This window comes from Comamonas sp. 4034 (assembly GCF_050434545.1).
Lineage (GTDB): Bacteria > Pseudomonadota > Gammaproteobacteria > Burkholderiales > Burkholderiaceae_C > Comamonas > Comamonas odontotermitis.
On record NZ_JBNDIT010000005.1, the window covers coordinates 49737 to 68426 of the forward strand.

General features: G+C 63.4%; 17 protein-coding genes. 1 reads left to right on the plus strand and 16 read right to left on the minus strand.

Going from position 1 to position 18690, the window contains the following annotated elements; all coding sequences use genetic code 11:
- Positions 1-88 precede the first annotated feature (88 nt).
- From ABIE32_RS06995 to ABIE32_RS07040, 10 genes are all read right to left on the minus strand, one after another.
- Entirely contained in the window at positions 89-646 is a 558-nt protein-coding gene (locus tag ABIE32_RS06995) for a hypothetical protein (protein ID WP_429014927.1), read from the minus strand.
- Between the two features lie 102 nt (positions 647-748).
- A complete protein-coding gene (locus ABIE32_RS07000; RefSeq protein ID WP_224150328.1) occupies positions 749-1759 on the minus strand; it encodes an LLM class flavin-dependent oxidoreductase in 1011 nt (336 codons plus the stop codon).
- A 65-nt stretch (positions 1760-1824) separates the two neighbouring features.
- On the minus strand, positions 1825-3009 hold the full coding sequence (locus ABIE32_RS07005; protein ID WP_429014929.1) for an acetyl-CoA C-acyltransferase family protein: 1185 nt from the start codon (positions 3007-3009) through the stop codon (positions 1825-1827).
- A 36-nt stretch (positions 3010-3045) separates the two neighbouring features.
- A complete protein-coding gene (locus ABIE32_RS07010) occupies positions 3046-3828 on the minus strand; it encodes an enoyl-CoA hydratase/isomerase family protein (protein WP_429014930.1) in 783 nt (260 codons plus the stop codon).
- Between the two features lie 63 nt (positions 3829-3891).
- On the minus strand, positions 3892-5715 hold the full coding sequence (locus ABIE32_RS07015) for an AMP-dependent synthetase/ligase (protein WP_429014931.1): 1824 nt from the start codon (positions 5713-5715) through the stop codon (positions 3892-3894).
- Positions 5716-5884: 169 nt separating this feature from the next.
- The gene (locus ABIE32_RS07020) at positions 5885-6706 is read right to left on the minus strand and encodes an ABC transporter ATP-binding protein (protein ID WP_429015133.1); all 822 of its coding nucleotides are present in this window, start codon (positions 6704-6706) and stop codon (positions 5885-5887) included.
- Between the two features lie 171 nt (positions 6707-6877).
- On the minus strand, positions 6878-8065 hold the full coding sequence (locus tag ABIE32_RS07025; protein ID WP_429014932.1) for an ABC transporter substrate-binding protein: 1188 nt from the start codon (positions 8063-8065) through the stop codon (positions 6878-6880).
- 48 nt (positions 8066-8113) lie between these two features.
- Positions 8114-9151: a branched-chain amino acid ABC transporter permease gene (locus ABIE32_RS07030; protein ID WP_429014933.1), complete on the minus strand. Its 1038-nt coding sequence runs from the start codon at positions 9149-9151 to the stop codon at positions 8114-8116.
- A gap of 12 nt (positions 9152-9163) precedes the next feature.
- Complete coding sequence (locus ABIE32_RS07035; protein ID WP_429014934.1) at positions 9164-10045, minus strand: branched-chain amino acid ABC transporter permease; 882 nt, start codon at positions 10043-10045, stop codon at positions 9164-9166.
- Positions 10042-10911, minus strand: coding sequence for an ABC transporter ATP-binding protein (locus tag ABIE32_RS07040; RefSeq protein WP_429014936.1), 870 nt, complete (start codon positions 10909-10911; stop codon positions 10042-10044). The genes ABIE32_RS07035 and ABIE32_RS07040 overlap by 4 nt, the downstream gene beginning before the upstream one ends.
- A 127-nt stretch (positions 10912-11038) precedes the next feature.
- Here ABIE32_RS07040 and ABIE32_RS07045 point away from each other — a divergent pair, with 127 nt between their 5' ends.
- Complete coding sequence (locus tag ABIE32_RS07045) at positions 11039-11812, plus strand: TetR/AcrR family transcriptional regulator (protein WP_429014937.1); 774 nt, start codon at positions 11039-11041, stop codon at positions 11810-11812.
- A gap of 15 nt (positions 11813-11827) precedes the next feature.
- Here ABIE32_RS07045 and ABIE32_RS07050 read toward each other — a convergent pair whose 3' ends face one another.
- From ABIE32_RS07050 to gspL, 6 genes are all read right to left on the minus strand, one after another.
- Entirely contained in the window at positions 11828-12112 is a 285-nt protein-coding gene (locus tag ABIE32_RS07050) for a hypothetical protein (protein WP_429014938.1), read from the minus strand.
- 89 nt (positions 12113-12201) lie between these two features.
- Positions 12202-13563, minus strand: coding sequence for a GspE/PulE family protein (locus ABIE32_RS07055; protein WP_429014939.1), 1362 nt, complete (start codon positions 13561-13563; stop codon positions 12202-12204).
- Positions 13564-13582: 19 nt separating this feature from the next.
- The gene (gspD, locus tag ABIE32_RS07060) at positions 13583-15898 is read right to left on the minus strand and encodes a type II secretion system secretin GspD (protein ID WP_429014940.1); all 2316 of its coding nucleotides are present in this window, start codon (positions 15896-15898) and stop codon (positions 13583-13585) included.
- Between the two features lie 97 nt (positions 15899-15995).
- Positions 15996-16808 carry a type II secretion system protein N gene (gene gspN, locus ABIE32_RS07065; RefSeq protein ID WP_429014942.1) on the minus strand — a complete coding sequence of 271 codons (813 nt, stop codon included), beginning with the start codon at positions 16806-16808 and terminating at the stop codon, positions 15996-15998.
- Positions 16809-16822: 14 nt separating this feature from the next.
- Positions 16823-17377 carry a type II secretion system protein GspM gene (gene gspM / locus ABIE32_RS07070; RefSeq protein WP_429014943.1) on the minus strand — a complete coding sequence of 185 codons (555 nt, stop codon included), beginning with the start codon at positions 17375-17377 and terminating at the stop codon, positions 16823-16825.
- Positions 17374-18636 carry a type II secretion system protein GspL gene (gspL, locus tag ABIE32_RS07075; protein WP_429014945.1) on the minus strand — a complete coding sequence of 421 codons (1263 nt, stop codon included), beginning with the start codon at positions 18634-18636 and terminating at the stop codon, positions 17374-17376. Before gspL ends, gspM begins: the two co-directional genes overlap by 4 nt.
- Positions 18637-18690 lie beyond the last annotated feature (54 nt).

Genomic DNA, 18690 nt, shown 5'->3' on the forward strand with positions numbered 1-18690 from the left:
CCTGCCAGGGCTTGTACACACGGGGCAGCAAGTCCTGCGGGCGTGTCAGCCTGGAGTGACCTGATGCGTCGTATGAGCAGGTATTTGACTAGCCAAGCGGCGGTGTGCGGTTGCCCCAGTCGGTGTAGTACACACCGTCTGTGCCTTTTCGGATGTAGGCATAGGCAGGGCCGGCGTGTGTATCCCCATGGGCGTTGGCCTTGTCAGGAATGCGCCAGTAGTACACCGTGCCATCCGGTTCAGGGTAGTTGCCCATGTACTCCAGATCCTGGGCCTGGACGGCATGGGCGTCTTGCAGAGACTGGCCCAGTTCCATGCGCACATATCGCGGTAGCGCGCGCTCCTGTGCATCGCTCAGGCCCGTGTGTCCCAGCCAGGGAGCGCTTTCCTGGATCTGTGCTTCGTTCTGCAGTTGTTCCTGCTTGGTGCGGTATTCGCGGCGGAACTCCGGCGTCTTCATGTGCGCAGCGAGCTGAGGGTCTTCGTTGGCAATGGGGGATGCTGGCAAAGCCGCCGCCTGTGGCTGGGCAGGCGCGGATGCGGAGGGCGGGTCTTCGGGCGGCTGCTGAATGCAGCCAGCCAGCAGGGTACTGAGCGCACAGGCGCTCAGTACCCCGGTCAGGGCAATTCGTGGGGAGACGGACATGCCCCAAGCATAGCGCGGCTGTACACCCTTGCCGTGTGCTTTAAGTGAAAAGACGCAGCAGCGCACGAATAATGGGCGCTAATAGCTATCAAAATGATAGTTTTAACCCCAGGAACGCACGGCTTGTGCGGCAATATCCAGCGAGCGCAGGCGCAGTTCTCCGTCGTAGACGTCACTCACCAGCATCAGCTCATCGGCGCCGGTGGAGTCGGCCAACTGCCGCATGCGCTGTTGCACACGATCAGGCCCGCCAATCGATGCAACGGCGAGAAAGCCTTCAATGGCCTGGCGCTCGGCGTCGTTCAGTTTTTCCATGAAGCCTTCCACCGGACGCGGCAGCAAGCCGCGCTGGCCCGTCAGGATGCCGAGCACGCGTTGGTAGGTGCTGCTGGCCAAGTACTCAGCCTCGGCGTCGGTGGGCGCGGCGATCACGGGTGCGCCAACGATCACATAGGGCTTGGCGAGAGCGGCAGACGGTTTGAACAGGTCGCGGTACAGCTGCACTGCCTGGTACAGCATGCGCGGCGCAAAATGTGATGCAAACGCATAAGGCAGGCCGAGGTGCGCGGCCAACTGGGCAGAAAAGAGGCTGGAGCCCAGCAGCCAGATCGGCACACGGGTGCCTGCGCCTGGTGTGGCAATGAGCTTTTGGCCCGGCTCTGCATCGGCCAGCAGGCGTTGCAGCTCCATCACATCGCGGGGAAAGTCTTCTTCGCTCTCGACTCGGTCGCGGCGCAGGGCGCGCATGGTCATGCCGTCGGTACCAGGGGCACGGCCCAGGCCCAGATCGATGCGGCCCGGGTACAGCTCTGCCAGGGTGCCAAAGGCTTCGGCCACCACCAGTGGGGCATGGTTGGGCAGCATGATGCCGCCCGAGCCCACGCGGATGTGCTGCGTAGCCCCGGCGATATGGCCAATCAGCACGGCGGTGGATGAGCTGGCAATACCCGGCATGTTGTGGTGCTCCGCCAGCCAGTACCGTGCAAAGCCGAGGGATTCGACATGCTGCGCGGTGCGCACCGCCAGTTGCAGCGCCTGGGCGACCGTGCCGCCTTCGCGCACGGCCACCAGATCCAACATCGAAAGGGCGGGTCGTTTGTGTGTCTCAGTCATGCAGATATTCTTGCCTAGGCAAATATCCTTTGCTGACTGTGGATATCGATAGCAGGTACAGCCGTTTACACCCGTTCGAAAATCGCCGATATGCCCTGGCCTCCACCAATGCACATGGTCACCAGGGCGTAGCGGCCACCGGTGCGATGCAACTCATAGATCGCCTTGGTGGTGATGATGGCGCCGGTGGCGCCCACCGGGTGGCCGAGCGAAATGCCTGACCCATTAGGGTTGACCTTGGCAGGGTCCAGCGCCAGTTCCTGAATCACTGCGCAGGCCTGGGCAGCAAAGGCTTCATTGGCTTCGATCACATCCATGTCGCCCACGGTGAGCCCGGTGCGCTGCATGAGCTTTTGTGTGGCTGGTACGGGGCCGATACCCATGTACGCAGGCTCCACACCCGCATGCGCCCAGCCTACCAGGCGCGCCAGCGGCTGGATACCCAGCGCAGCCAACCGGTCGCCAGCCACCAGGGTGACGGCTGCCGCGCCGTCGTTGATGCCCGAGGCATTGCCCGCGGTCACTGTGCCGCCATCCTGTTTGAAGGCGGGCTTCATGCCTGCCAGCACCTCTGGGCTGGTACTTCCACGGACATGCTCATCGGTGTCGAACACGGTGCCCTTGCGGGTTTCCAGCCGCACGGGCGTGATCTGCTCCTTGAAATACCCTGCAGCAATGGCTGCAGCGGCACGCTGCTGGCTTTGCGCAGCCAGTGCATCCTGCATGGTGCGGCTGATGCGGTAGCGCTCGGCCACGTTTTCGGCGGTGATGCCCATGTGCATCTTCTGCCATGGGTCATGCAGGATGCCCAGCATGTAGTCGATGCTTCTGGCATCGCCCATGCGTTGGCCCCAGCGCGCAGCCTGGTCAAAATAGGGGCCCCGGCTCATGCTTTCACTGCCGCCCGCGACGGCCACATCGCAGTCGCCATAACCAATGGCCTGCGCTGCCGACACGATCGCCTGCAGGCCCGAGCCGCACAGGCGGTTCACGTTCATCGCGGGCGTCTCGATCGGGCAGCCTGCATCGATGGCCGCCACGCGCGCGAGATAGGCATCCTTGGTGTCGGTGGGGATCACATTGCCCATCACTACGTGGCCGACCGCATCGGCGGCGATGCCCGCACGCTCAATGGCTGCCTTGACGGCGATGGTGGCCAACTGGCTGTTGGGCACGTCCTTGAGGCTGCCGCCAAAGGTGCCGATGGCGGTGCGGGCACAACTGGCGACGAATACATCACGATGGTGCATGGGGAACTCCGAGGATATGCAAAAGGACGGGATGACTCAGGCGCCGATGAACTGTGGCTGGCGTTTGGCAAAAAAGGCGTTGATGCCTTCGGGCAGGTCATGCGTTTGGGCACAGTGCAAAAAGGCTTCACCTTCGGCACGCAATTGCGTGGGCAGATCGCGCTCGAAACCACTGCGCATCAGGCGCCGCATTTGCGCATAGGCCTGTGTAGGGCCATTGGCCAGCCGCTCTGCCAGGGCGTTGGTGGCGGCCTGCAGCTCCGCAGCAGGCACCACGCGGTTGACCAGGCCCAGGCGCAGGGCTTCATCGGCGTCGAGGTTTTCGCCCAGCATCGCGATTTCCAGCGCGCGGCGCAGGCCCACGATGCGCGGCAAGGTCCACGATGCGCCAATGTCGCAGCTGGCGCCGATATTGATGTAGGCCAGATTCATGCGTGTTCCTTGCGCGGCAAGCACAAAATCGCACAGCATCATCAGAGACAGGCCAGCGCCTGCCACGGCGCCATGTACCTGGGCGATGATGGGGGCGTGCAGCTGGTGCATCAGGGTGGCCGCTTCGATCAAGGGCTCCAGCAAATCCTTGGCGCCTTGCGTGGGGTTGGCCTGCAGGGTGGCCAGGTCGCCGCCTGCGATGAAAGCCTTGCCTGCGCCTTGCAGCACCAGAGCGCGCAGTCCCTGGTCGGCAGACAGTGAGCGCATTGCGGCGGCAAATTCCTGAGCCAATTCCACATTCAGTGCATTGAATGCTTCAGGGCGGTTGAACTGCAGGGTGACGGTGCCTGCCTGCCGTTGGATGAGCAAGGGCGCGGTGGATGTCATGTTTTGCTCCTGAATCAATAGCTAGATGCGCTTTTGGGAGTGGCGCTGTAGCCATCCATGAGATTATTGGTACAGTGCCTCGATCTCTTGCGCATAGGTCTTGTAGATACTGGTGCGGCGCACCTTCATGGTGGCGGTCACTTCGCCGTCGTCGTGATCCAGCTCCTTCTGCAAGAGGTGGAACTTGCGGATCTGCGAGACCTGGGCGAGTCGGTGGTTGCCATGGCTGATTTCTGCATCGATCAGTGCGCGTACCTCCGGCGCATCGACCAGCGAGCGGAAGTGGGTGAATGGCAGGCGCTGGGCCTCGGCCCATTTGCCGACGGTTTCATAGTCGATCTGCACCAGCGCTGCAACAAACTTGCGGCCTTCGGCCACGATGATGCATTCCTTGATGTAGGGGCTGCCCTTCATCGTGTTCTCGATCTCGGATGGCGTCAGGTTCTTGCCGCCAGCAGTGATCATGATGTCTTTGAGACGATCGACGATCTTGAGTTGGCCTTGCACCTCGCGCACCACATCGCCCGTGTGCAGCCAGCCATCCTGGATGGATTGGGCGGTAGCCTCGGGGTTCTTGTAATAACCGGCAAACACCATATCGCCCTTGATCTGCAGTTCACCCTGGCTGCTGTCGTCCGCAGCGCCCGCCTGGCCAAGACGGTATTCCACGCCTTGCGTGACTGGCCCCACGGTGCCCACTATGACATCGTCCAGCCGGTGGCCGGTGATCATGCCGGTCGATTCGGTGAGTCCATAGACCTCGATCAGCGGCACACCCAGCACGCGAAAGTACCGCACGACATCGGGTGGAATAGGGGCGGCACCGGTGAGCGCTACCTTGGCTTCGCGCAGGCCGATGAAGTTCTGCAGCGCCCGGAAGACCAGCCAGTAGCTGGCGGCAAAGCGCAGCCGCTCGCCACCGGTCCAGCGGCTGCGGGGCTTTTCGGCCAACGGCGCGCAGGCCGCATAGGCCTTGGCGTACAGCGCTCTGCGCAGGCGGCCAGTCTCCATCATCTTGATGGTGATGGCGGCATGGAGCTTTTCCCAGATGCGAGGTACACCCAGGAACATGCTGGGCGCGACCTCGCGCAGGTCTTCCTGCACGGTGCGGATGGATTCGCCGAAATTGACCTGCGAGCCCAGATAGATGGGGCAGAAGGTGGTGAGCATCTGCTCTGCCACATGGCACAGCGGCAGGTAGGACAGGTGCGTCGTGCGCATATCGAGCTGCAGGCGCTCGATGATGCCGGGCGCCACACCACGCATGTTGCGCCACGAGATCATCGCGCCCTTGGGCTTGCCAGTGGAGCCCGAGGTGTAGATCATCAGCCCGATGTCATCGAGCGCCTGCCGCGCCAGGGCGTCGTCGATGATGTGGTACTGGCGGTTGGCGGCGCCGAGCTTCTCCACCTCGTCAAACGTGGTGATCAGCGCGCGCACCTCAGGAGCAAAGCTGCGCAGGCCCTTGGTTTCCATCACGATGATTTTTTTCAGCAGCGGCAGGTTGGGCAGTGCTTCCAGCACCTTGTCCGTCTGCTCCTGGTCTTCGCAGACCATGATCTCGATATCGGCGTGGCCAATCACATAGGCCACTTCGGTCGTGGGGCTGGTGGGGTAGACCCCCACGGTGATGGCCCCGATCAACCCTGCGCCCATCTGGGCCAGCACCCATTCGATGCGGTTCTCCGCAATCACGCCGACATGGCCGCGCTCCGTCATGCCCAGGGCAGCCAGACCCAGGCCGAAGTGGCAGGCGCGCTCGTGGTACCGCGCCCAGCTGATGGGCTTCCAGATGCCAAAATCCTTTTGTCGGATGGCGATACGCTGCGCATCGGTGCGGGCGCGCTGGCGCAGCATCTGTGGCAAGGTGAGTTCAGGAAGATTCATAGCGCTCATCCAGTACGCCGTGCCTGGCGTACTCCTAAAAACTGGCACGGCCCAGGTGCACGGCACCGAGAAAGGGCCGCTCCGCACCGAGGGCTCCGTCCGCCTGTCCCCATCGTTTTGCGATGCGGGTGTGGAGGGAAGGCGCGTAGCGCTTGAGGGGTGTGTTCTTTCAAGACAGCCACCTTTTCCTGCGCTTGTAGTGCTTGATGTCCTTGAAGCTCTTTGCCTCGCCTCCGCCGCCCATGCCCAGATAGAACTCGCGCACATCCGGGTCGCTGGCCAGGCGCTCGGCCGTCCCGTCGATCACGATCTTGCCGTTTTCCATGATGTAGCCGCTGTGCGCCACGGCCAGCGCGACAGTGGCGTTCTGCTCCACCAGCAGCATGGAGGTACCGCGTTCGGCGTTGATGCGGGCGATGATGCTGAAGATATCCTCGGTCAGCTTGGGAGAGAGGCCGAGCGAGGGCTCGTCCAGCAGAATCAGCTCAGGCTGTGCGATCAGCGCGCGGCCAATGGCAAGCATCTGCTGCTCTCCGCCCGACAGGTAGCCGGCCAGGCCCTTGCGCCGCTCGTGCAGACGCGGAAAGTAGGTGTAGACCAGGTCAAAGTCCGGCTTGGCGGCCTGCGGGCGGCCAGAAAGCGCATAGGTGGACGCCACCAGGTTTTCTTCCACCGTCAGGTCTTCAAACACCCGGCGGCCTTCCATCACATGGCTCAATCCCTGGCGCACCAACTGCTGTGGCGCAATACCGGCGGTGCTGGCGCCGTTGAAGCGAACGGTGCCTGATTCAAGCGCGCCATTCTCCAGCGCCAGCAAGCCCGATACGGCCTTGAGCGTGGTGCTCTTGCCTGCGCCGTTGCTGCCCAGCAGAGCCACGATCTGCCCACGCGGCACTGCCAGCGACAGGCCACGCAAGGCCTGCACCACCTTGTTGTAGATGACCTCGATGTTGTTCACTTCGAGGACATAGTCTGAGCCAGCTTCGGTCATGGTCATGGGCAGAACGTCACAGTGCATGCTGGATCTGCGATGCGAGCACCCGCAGGGCCTGAGCGTGGGGCGCCGAGCAAGGGCCCCGCCGCAGCAAGGGTGCCGTTCTCCTTCCCGCCACGCGAAGCGGTGCGTGAGAAAGGGAAGCGGCGCAGCCGCTCAGCGGGGAGTTCACAGCTTGATCCAATCAGAGGCAGCCACCATTTTTTGGGCCTTCATATCGGCTTGGTAGACGCGGCCAACCGGAATCGAATTGCCGCTGATGGTGATGGGCACGCCAATCAGGCCGCCGGTGTCGAAGTCCTTGAGGCTGTTGAGCGCAGCCTTCAGGTTGGGGCCCGACAGCGGCTTGCCGGCATCGAGGCAGCGCTTGGCGGATTCGAGGAACAGCATGGCCGCCAGAAAGCCCTGGACGTAGGCGGTGCTCTGGTATTCGGGCCGCATGGCGCGAATCTTCTCCAGCATCGGGGCTTTCTCGGTGTCGTAGTAGTAGCGGAAAGGCATGACACCCATGAAGCCGTCGGCGGCCTCGCCCATCTTCATGACGGTGGAGCTGTCCATCGTCCAGAAGGTACCCATCCACTTGCTCTTCATGCCTTGCTGCTTGCCCTGGTTGATGAACTCGGGAATGGGCGCAAGGATATAGCCGTGAAAGATGGTGTAGTCGGGCGCAGCACGGCGCAGCTTGATGACTTCGGTGGAGACATCCACGCTGCCAGCGGGTGTCATGATCTTGATCGGCACCGACAGGCCGAGCTTTTTGGCCGCGGCTTCGCTCGCTTCGATCGGGTCACGGCCGAATTCCGAATCCGAGTAGACGAAGGCGACCTTGGCCCCTGGCTTTTCCTTGGCGATGTGCTTGAGCAGAATGCCGAACATCTCGGTGTAATCCGGCCCGACGAGGAACTGGTTGGGATATTTCTTGGGATCGTTCAGCTCGGATGCGAACGAGGCGCCAGCCATCAGAATCTGGCCATTGCGATCCAGCTCCGGGTTGATGGTCTTGGCAAAGCCGGTGCTGTCACCGTAATACAGATTGATCTTGTTCTGGCTCGTGAGTTTCTTGAAGGTGGCGACCGAGACATCGACCTTGTAACCCGTGTCCTCGGGTACATACCTGATCTTGCGGCCCTTGATGCCGCCTGCGTCGTTGATGATTTTCACGTAATCCTGCATGCCGGCATTGATGCCCACCCCGGCAAAAGCGAACACGCCGGTCATTGGAATCGAGCCGCCGATGACGATCTCGTCGGCGCCTTGGGCCAGCACCGACAAGGGCTGCGTCAGTGTCGCCACGCCTGCCGCAGCGGCTCCCAGCATCAGATTGCGGCGCTTGAGCGAAATGTGTGGTTGCTCCATGCTTGTCTCCTGTGATTCTGTTGAGAGAAAATCAGTGGCCCACACCATTCAATTGCGGAAAGGCCACAGGTGGAAGAAGCGCCGCACACGGCGCCACATTTCTGCGAGCCCCAGCGGCTCGAACACCAGAAAGGCGATGATCAGCCCGCCGAAGATGATCAGGCGCACGGGCGAGAGAAAGACGGTCAGTTCCGCCCCGCCAGGCAGCAGGTCGACGATGAGCTTGAGCAACTCGGGCACCATGGTCATGAACACTGCGCCCAGGATGCCGCCCAGGATGGAGCCCATGCCGCCCACGATGATGGCGGCGAGAAAGAAGATGGACATGGTGAGCGGAAAGCTCTCGGGCGTGACCACCCGAAAGAAGTACGCCCACAGGCCGCCTGCCACGCCTGCATAGAACGACGACAGGCCAAACGACAGCAGCTTGTAGCGCAGAAGCGGAATGCCCAGCACCTCCGCCGAGATGTCGCGGTCACGGATGGCGATAAAGGCGCGGCCGATGCGGGTACGGAACAGGTTGGCAGCAGCCAGCAGCATCAGCACCGTTACCGGCACGATCAGCCAGTACAGGCGGAACGATGTATCCAGATCGATACCCAGCATGCGCGCGGGCGGCAAGGAGATGCCTGCCGTGCCACCGGTGATCTTGAGGTTGGCAAACAGAAAATGGGCGATGAAGGACGCGGCAATCGTGGCAATTGCCAGATACAGCCCCTTGACGCGCAACGAAGGAATACCGACGATGATGCCGCCCACCATGGCTACCAGGCCGCCAGCCAGCAGATTCAATGCGAACGGCGTACCCCAGCGGGTTTGCAGAATGGCGACCGTGTAGGCGCCCAGCCCCATGAAGGCTGCCTGGCCCAGGCTGACCAGGCCGGTGTAGCCTGTCAGAATGTTGAGACCGGTGGCGCTTGCCACATGGATAGCCACAAGGCATGCCAGGTAGAGCCAGTAGTCGCTGGCCACAAAGGGAAAGAGCATGAGCAGCATGGCAGCTATGGCCAGCCAGATCTTTTGCGTGCGCGAGTCAAACAGCGCGGCGTCTGCGGTATAGCTTTCTTTGAGGGTTCCGATGCGCATGGTGTTGTGCCCTTAAAGACGTTCGATCTCGTGCGTGCCAAACAGGCCATAGGGCCGGATCATCAGAATGATGACCAGCACGACAAAGGTGGCCAGCAGCTTGTACTCGCCGCCCAGGTAGGCGCCTGCCAGCGCCTCCACCAGCCCGATGATCAGGCCGCCGACCAGGGCGCCCAGCACGCTGTCAAGGCCGCCCACGATCACCACCACCAGTACAGACAGGCCAAACACGCCCATGCTCGACGAGATGCCGCCAATGGAGCCGACGATGATGCCGGAGATGGCTGCCAGCATGGCCGACACCACCCAGGCCAGCGAAAAGACGCGTGGCACATTGATGCCGACCGAATAGGCGGCAGCCTGGTCACTGGCCGTTGCCCGCAGCGCAACGCCGCCGCGCCAGAATCGGAACACCAGCAACACGCACGCGATGAAGACTGCCGCAATCACCGCCCCCCAGAACACCTTGGGGGCGAGAAAGGCGTCCCCCACCATGATGGGCTGGTTGGGCATGAACTCGGGCAGGCGGCGCTGGTCAGCGGTCCAGATCATTTCAACCAGGCCAATCAAGACCGACGACAGGCCGACTGTGACCATGAAGACGGAGATGGGCTGCTCGCCCAGCAGCGGGCGGATCATGGTGCGCTCGATCACCGCACCGAGCAGGCCACAGGCCAGCACGGCAGCCGGAATGGCCAGCCACAGTGGCAGCGCCCACATGGCGGCGAAGGTGAAGAACAGATACCCGCCTGCCATCAGCATTTCGCCAATGGCGATATTGACTACGCGCGTGGCCTTGTAGACCATGACGAAGGCGAGCGCCGCCAGCGCATACAGGCCGCCGCTCGCCAAGCCCGTCAGGCTGATCTCGAACAGGTAGGCCCAATCCATCATGCGGCTCCTGCAGTTGTGGTGGCCGGGCGCGTAGCGGCCTGGAGCTTGCGGCGCAACTCGCCCACATCGCCCGACCCGAGGTAGGCGCGGCCTACTTCGGGGTCTGCCTGCACCACGGCAGGCGTGCCCTGGGCAATCACCTGTCCGAAGTTCAGCACCACTACGTGATCGGACAGATCCATCACCATGCCCATGTCGTGCTCCACCATCAGTACCGTGATGCCCCATTCGGCGCGCACGTCCAGAATGAAGCGTGCCATGTCTTCGGTTTCTTCGCGGTTCATGCCGGCCACGGGCTCGTCCAGCATCAGAATCTGCGGCTGCATGGCAAGGGCTCGCGCCATCTCCACGCGCTTTTGCAGGCCGTACGAGAGGGCCGCCACCGGCGCGTGGCGGATGTGGTCGATCTCGAGGAAATCGATGATGCGTTCTTCAATATCGCGGCGCAGTTCGGCTTCTTCCCGGCGGGCGCGGCCCAGGTAGAAGAGGGCGTCGAATACATTGGTCTTGAGGTGGGCGTGGCGGCCCAGTTTGATGTTGTCGAGCACCGTCATGCCCCGAAACAGCGCAATGTTCTGGAAACTGCGCCCCAGGCCCAGCTTTGCCCTGCGGGGCGCGGGAATGCGCGTGATGTCCTGGCCCTGGAAATGGATGCTGCCGCTGGTGGGGCGGTAGAAGCCCGAGATGGTATTGAACAGCGAGGTCTTGCCCGCGCCATTGGGGCCGATGACGGCGGTGATCGAGCCTGGTTGCACGCCAAAGCCCACGCCTGACAGCGCCTTGACGCCGCCAAACGCCAGCGTGACTCCATCTACCTGCAACAAAGGGGCCGTTGCGTTGGCACTGCCCGGCTGTCTTGTCTCCATCGGCTTCCTCTACGGGTATGTTCGATGCGGTGGTGATCTACTTTTGCGTAGACTCTTTACTCGTGAGTAGATTTTGAAGATGATGATCCCGTATGGCATCGGTACTTTCCCGCTCCGATGAGGAATGATGATGGCGTCAACAGTTGCTAAATCAACAGATAAACAGCGCAAAGTGGCATCTCGATCGGGCAGGCCTACGGGGCGACCGGCGGTGGAGGAATCGCCCTGGGCCAGTGCGCCCAGCCGTGAGATGCAGCGCGAGGCCAAGCGCAATGCGGTGCTGACGACCGCGGCGAAGATGTTCAACGAACGCGGCTTTCCTGCCACCTCGCTCGACGACATTGCTGCACGCCTGCAGGTCTCCAAGCCTACGCTGTACTACTACGTCAAGAACAAGGACGAGATTTTGCTGGAGTGCGTGCGCAAGGGCCTGCACATGACGCTGGACGGCATCGAGGCGTCGCGCCAGGCAGGAGGAAATGCGCTGGACCAGTTGCAGGCCTGCATGCGCAGCTATGCGGCCATCGTGATCCAGCCTTTCGGCACCTGCCTGATCCGTGTCGGCGACGAGCAGGTGCCCGCTGAAAGTCGCAAGGAACTGCGCAGGCTCAAGTCAGCGATTGACCACGAGTTTCGCAAGCTGGTGGCGCAAGGGATAGAGCAGGGCCTGCTTCGCCCCTGTGACCCCAAGATGGCGGCCTTTGTGATTGCCGGTGCGCTGAGCTGGATTGGCCGCTGGTACCAGGAAGATGGCGATTACACGGCAGAGCAGGTGATTGACCAGTGCGTGGAGCAGCTGCTCTGCGGGGTGTTGATGCCGGTGCCTGCCTCACCGACTGTTATACGCAAGGCTGGCACAAAAAAAGCACCGACCCGCAAGGGGCCCGTGCCTGAGGTTTGACGGCTTGTAGGTGGCTTATCTGCGTCTGGCGATTTCGCGCGCGCAGGTGATGCCCACCAGAATGCCCCACAGGAGGATCAGCAGCGCCGTGGCCAGGTACTGCTCACCTTGCTGCATGGCCACCCAGGAGCCCGCCAGGGCGACAAGGGCTGCAACGCGCATCATGCGCCGCAGTTGCTGGCCTGAGAGGCGCGGGCGCAGATGCCACAGAGCAGCAAGCGATATGACGGCCAGCGCCGTCATGGCAACAAACAGGGCGCCACCATACGGAGCGGCCCATTGGGTGAAGGAGTCGATCATGCGGCGATTGTCGCAAACACCGGGTCAGCTGACGTCCGGCACGGGTTTACCGGGGTGATGTGGCGCGTCATTCGACATCGGAGCAGGAATCAGTCTCGGGTGACGCGCACTACTTCTTCGGCGGTGGTGATGCCTTCGCGCACCAGGCGTTCGCCATCGTCGCGCATCAGGTGCATGCCGGCGGCGATGGCGGCGCTGCGAATCTCAGATTCCGGCGCCTGCGCATGGATCTGCGCGCGGATCTGGTCGTCCACCACCAGCAGCTCGAAGATGCCGGTTCGGCCGCGGTAGCCGCTGGGCTCGGTGTCATCCACGCGGCGCACCAGGCGCTGGGCCAAAACGCCCAGGAGCGATGACGACAGCAGAAACGGCTCCACGCCCATGTCGGTCAGGCGGGTGATGGCGCTGGTGGCATCGTTGGTGTGCAGCGTTGCCAGCACCAAGTGGCCCGTGAGCGAGGCCTGGATGGCGATCTGCGCGGTTTCGAAATCGCGGATTTCGCCGATCATGATGATGTCCGGGTCCTGGCGCAGGATGGCGCGCAGGGCCTTCGCAAACGTCAGATCGATCTTGGGGTTGACCTGTGTCTGGCCGATGCCGGGCAACTCATATTCGATCGGGTCTTCCACCGTCATGATGTTGCCCTGGCTGGCATCGAGCTGGCTCAGCGCGGCATACAGCGTGGTGGTTTTGCCCGAGCCCGTGGGCCCGGTCACCAGCACGATGCCGTGTGGCTGGGCCACCAGCTTTTCGAAGCGGTGCAGGGTTTCACCCTGCATGCCGACCGAGCCAAGGCTGAGCTTGTTTTCGCTCTTGTCCAGCAGGCGCAGCACGGCACGCTCGCCATGGGCACTGGGCAGGGTGGAGACGCGCACGTCGATGGCGCGCGTGCCCAGGCGCAGGCTGATGCGGCCATCCTGCGGCAGGCGCTTTTCCGAAATGTCGAGGTCGGCCATGATCTTGAGGCGCGAGATCAGAGCTGCGTGCAGCGCGCGGTGCGGCTGCACCACTTCGCGCAGTGCGCCGTCGATGCGAAAGCGCACGCTCGAATGGCGCTCGTAGGGCTCGATATGGATGTCGCTGGCTCCATCACGCGCGGCTTGGGTCAGCAAGGCATTGAGCATGCGGATGATGGGCGCATCACCTGCGGATTCCAGCAGGTCTTCCACCGCCGGGATGTCCTGCATCATGCGCGAAAGATCGGTGCCTTCCTCCACTTCACTGATCACGGTCGCGGCGTTCGATTCGCTGTGCGAGTAGGCCGCGCTGATGCGCTGGGCCAGCTCGGCGTCGGCCAGTTGGGCCAGATGCTGGACCGGAAACTTGCGCAGCACCTCGGACAGTGCGGCGCCGTTGGGCACGGCGCCGTGCCACAGCAGGTATTGGCCGGCATCTTCTTCCAGCAGCAACTGGCTGCTGCGCGCAAAGGCATAGGGCAGGGGGTGGCGCATCAGGTCAACCGTTCTTCGATCAAGGCTCGAAACGCATGCCTTGCGGCGTGACGGTGAGTGCTGGTGCCTGCAACACCGGCGCTTCGGAATAGCCCAGCGGGGTGCCGGAGGTTTGCTGTGACATCGGCGTGATGATGGCCGAATCGTTGACCGGCACCATGGTGCTCGGCGTCGGCTGGTTGCTAATCTGCAGGCCGCGCATCAGGTCGTAGCGGTCAAGGCTGACCTGGCGCGTGGTATCTGCATCGCGCATGACAACGGGGCGCAGGAACACCATCAGGTTGGTTTTCTTGCGCGAGCGGGAGTCGCTGCGGAACAGGGCGCCAATGCCGGGCAGGTCGCCCAGGTACGGGATCTTTTGCACAGAGCCGGAGTACTGGTCCTGCAACAGGCCGCCGATGACGATGATGGAGCCGTCATCCACCAGCACGGTCGACTCGATGGAGCGCTTGGTGGTGGAGGGGCCGTTGGTGTCCTTGGCCGTGCCGTCGATGACGTTGGAGGTCTCCTGGTAGATGGTCAGCTTGACCGTACCGTTGGCATTGATCTGAGGGCGTACGCGCAAGGTCAGGCCCACATCCTTGCGCTCGACCGTGGTGAAGGGATTGACCGTGCTGGTGCTGTTGGTGGATGCATAGGAGCCGGTCACGAATGGCCGGTTTTCGCCCACCAGAATCTGCGCCTCCTGGTTGTCCAGGGTCAGCAGATTGGGCGTGGCCAGAATATTGCCATCCGCGTTGGACTGCAGCAGGTTGGCCAGGGCGCCCAGCACGTATTCGCCGTTGTGCTTGAAGGCGATGCCTGCGTTCATGCCTGCGCTGGGCTTTGCTCCAGAATAGTTGCCATTGTTCTGGCCGGTGGCAATGCCTGCTGCGAGGTCGAACAGGTTGGCGCCGCCTACGCTGAAGTTATTGCCCAGTATGCCCACCACGTTGTTGCCCTGGCCAAGGAGGCTTTGCCATTGCACGCCGAACTGCGCTGCTTTTTCTGCGCTGACTTCGACGATCAGGCTTTCCACCAGCACCTGGGCGCGTCGGCTGTCCAGTTGGTCGATCACTGCGCGGATCTGGCGGTACAGCGGCTCGGGCGCGGTGATGATCAACGAGTTGGTTGCGGTATCGGCCTGGATGATGCCGCCAGTGGCACTGCCGGTGTCGGTGCTGCTGCTCAGGGCCGTGCCGGTATTGAGGCGGTTGTTGCCACCCAGGGTGCTGTTGTTGCTGGTGCTGGTACCCAGCGATCCCGAGGACGTGCCGCTCAGTGAGGTGCTGCCGCCCATGCGGGTGTTGCTGCTCTGGCTGCTGCTCGACAGGTTGGTGGCCGGGCTGGCTCCGCCGCCATCCTGGCCGGTCAGTGCCGCGCGCAAGGTGGTAGCAAGCGCCGTGGCATCGGCGTTGCGCAGGTACACGACATGGATGTTGCCGGAAGCGTCGCCCCGGCTCGGGCTGTCGAGCTTGCTGATCAGGTTCTTGGCCTGGGTTAGGCGGGCCGGGTTGGCCGCGCGCAGCAGGATGCTGTTGGTGCGGCTGTCCGCCAGGATGGCCGTGCGGTAGGCGTTATCCGCCTGGGCTCCGCCGGGCTGCGCAGCAGCACTCGGCACCCCGCCACTGCTGGTGGCGTTGCCACCTTCCACCAGGCGTTGGAGCAGCGGGACGATGTCGCTGGCCACGGCATGCTGCAGCGGTACGATCTCGACATCGCTGGCGTTGGCCACATCCATGCTGGCAACGATGCGCGAGAGGCGTTGCAGGTTGTCAGCGTAGTCGGTGATCACCAGCGAGTTGTTGCCGGGGTTGACGTTGATGGTGTTGTTGGGGCTGATCAGCGGGCGCAGCACGGGAACCAGGTTGCTGGCGTTTTCGTAGTTCAGCTTGAAGATCTGGGTCACGATCTGGCCGCCGCCCTGCACCTGACCACCGGCTCCGCCCTGGCTGATGCGCACGGTGCCGCCCTGCAGCTTGGCATCGGCCTCGGGCACTACCTTGTACAGGCCTGCGGCTTCAACCACGGTGTAGTTCTGCAGGCGCAGCGCGGCAAGAAACTGCTCGAAGGCAGCGCTCGGCGTTACCGCCTTGTCGGTCACCAGGTTCATTGTGCCCTTGACGCGCGGATCCACCACCACGTTCTTGCCGGTAATGGTGGCCATCGTACGGGCGATGGATTCGATGTCTGCATTGGCAAAGTTCAGCGTCACCGGCTCGCCCGGGCGAATGCTGGATGTGGCCGTGCTGACAGCAGTCTGCGCATGGATGCTGCCTGTGGCGCCCGCCAGCAAAAGGCTCGCTGCGATTGAATGCAGAGCAAATCGAACGCTGTTCTGTGTGAGATTCTTCATAAATTCAGTCATTCAGGTCGCAAGGCACCAAATGGGCGCTATCCATAGTCATCGTTCCCTTGGGGGAGAAAACGAAGCGATTCAGGGGAGCGTTCATCTAGCCCACCGATAGCAGCACACGCTTGCCGTTGCGCTGCCCAATCATAGTCAAGAGATTGGCAAGGGCTGCTTCGCGGCCCTCGGCCGCCCAGGCCTCACCCTGAAAACGCAGGCGCTGGCCAATCCATTGGCCCTTGCCCTGCAGTTGCAGGGCGCCGTCCAGGGTAGACAGCTGCAAGGTGGTCATGTCGCCCCCTTGTACCTGCACCCGGTAGCTGCCCAAAGGCTGGATGGTGGACAGGCGCGATGTAACGGCCATGGCATCCAGCTCGGCGCCGCCTTGCACCTGCAGGCGCCCTGCATTCAGTGCCAGCGAAAGATCACGCGTTTTGAGCAGCAACTGTCCCTGGGCCTGGATGGTGTTCCACGGTGTGCCCAGGCCTGCCAGCAGGGCAGCAGGCCAGCGGCTTTCGTGCGATGCCAGTGTGATGGTGGCGCCACCCCAATGGGGTTGGATATGGATGGGCAGCGGCGTTGCCATGCAGCAGTCCGCATTCCAGCGCATGGCAAGGCCCGTGAACTGGGGGCGCAATTGCCAATCGACCCGGCCGGGCAGCGCCATCTGGTCGCGACTGGCTTTGCCACCGGTCAGCACCCACTGGGCCGATCCGTTCCAGACCGTGCCGCGCGGCTCGCGCAGTTGCAACTGGTCCTGGGTTGCCCAGGCAAGGCCCTGGGCCAGCCAGTAGGCGGGTGCGTATGCCACCAGCGCCGCCGCGCCGCCCATGCATGCGCCGGCCACTGCCCAACGCCAGGGCGCGCGTGCGGGCCTGGCGGCAGTCATGGTCGGGTGCGAGCGAAGCTGGGACATGGAAATGTGCCGCCTTACTGCCCGGCCTGCACCGGCAGTTGCAGCACGATGCTGCCTGACCAGGTGGGCGCAGCATCTGCCTTGGCTGCATTGCTGCGCGTCAGGCGCAGTTCGGTGGGAATGGCATGGGCATTGGCCCGCACCTGCCCCAGCCAGCGCTGGGTGGAAGCTGCGGATGCATTGCTCAGTGTGACAGTGACACGTTCGCCCAGCACAGACAGCTTGGCGGTCATGCCCAGTTGCTGGGTGAGGCTGGATTCCAGCTGCTGGCGCGCCTGTGCGGTCGTCAAGGTGGTGGCCGATTGCAGCTGGCGCGCTTCGCTTTGCAGTGACAGCATGCGGGCAAGGTCGGCATCCAGCCGTGCGTGTTCTGCGGGCGCAGTGCGCCAGGCCTGCAACACGGGGGCAATGGCCAGCCACCACAGCAGGGCAATCAGGACCACCGCTGCAGCTAGCGATACGCCACGGCGCTCGCGGGCATCGAGCGCCACCCAGCGCTGGCGCAGTTGCGCGAAGGCGGTATTGGTGGAAGCCGATTTGCGGCCAGGCATGGATGCATTGTTTCTCATGGCCGGGCCTCCGCGCGGATCACCCATTGGTCGTTCTGCATGTCGGCGCGCAAGCCCTGGGCTTGCAGCTTGGTGCGGAAGGCATCGAAGCCATCGGTGGGCAGGCCGCGCAGGCGCAGTTCGCCGTTGCCGTATTCGATGCCCGATGGCATGGCACTGGCCGGCAGTGCGGCAAGTGCTTCACCCGCCGCAGCGAGCAGTGGCTCGGCGTCACCCGCTGTCAGGCCACCCGAGGCCTGGCGCAGGTTGGCCACTTCGCGGGCCATCTGCACAGGGGCATCGACCACCACCTGCACCTTGGGGAAGGTCGTGGTGAGCGTGCTGCGCACCAGCGCTGCCTTGGCGCGCAGTTGCTGGCGCTCCTGCCAAGCCCAGATGTTGGCGCCGATCACGGCAATCAGTGCCAGGGCGACTACGCCCCAGCGGGCCGGTTTCCAGGCAGGGGCATGCAGTACATCGTTGAGCCCGCTGCCCAGGCGGCGCTGCAGGCGGTTACGGCCACTGTTGGCAAATTCCAGCTGGGCCAGGTCCCAGTCGCTGCGCGCAGCATCCAACATGGATTGGGCTGGGGAGTACAGGCGTACCGGGCGCTGCAACAGTTGCTCAGCCGTGCCGGCCACAGCAGGCTCGGCATGCACTGCGCTGTCAGCATCCAGGGGGGGCAGCAGCGGCAGGGTGTCGCGCGACAGCGGCAGCACGAGCACGGCGTCATCCGGACCGGTGCCGTACACCACGGCTTGCGGCCACTCGGGGCTGCCGGTGATCCGCAGTTGTGCACCATCTGGCGAAGGTTCCCCGGGCGCATGGCTGGGCACGACGCGGGCAACGGCGCGGCCAGCGGCTTCCAGGTTTTGCAGATGTTCGCGCAGCCAGGCGCGGGGGCAGCAGGCAATCCATATGGGCTCGCCGGCCGCGATGTGGGTAGCATCCGGCTGCAGTGCAAAGTGCAGCTGGGCCGGGTCGTCGAGCAGGTGCTCTTCCAGCACGCCCTCCAGCACGGCGCGCAGGCGGGGCGACCCCGGCCCCACGCCCTGCGGCAGGGGCGCACGTTGCCACGACAGCATGGCCGCCGGTACCACGGCCACCACCTCACCCGTGCGGCCGGGTTGGGGCAAGAGTCCGGCGGTGGTGTTGCCTTGCTGGCTGATGGCCTCGCCGTCCGGCGACAGGGCATAGCTGTAGCTGGGGGCTGTACCAGCTCCCAGGGTGCCTGTGTCCGGGCCATTGGCCATCGGCAATGAAATCAGTAATGTACTCATGAGCGTGTTGTGCGCTGCATTGTAGAGGGCTGGCGTTCACCGAACTGAAATACG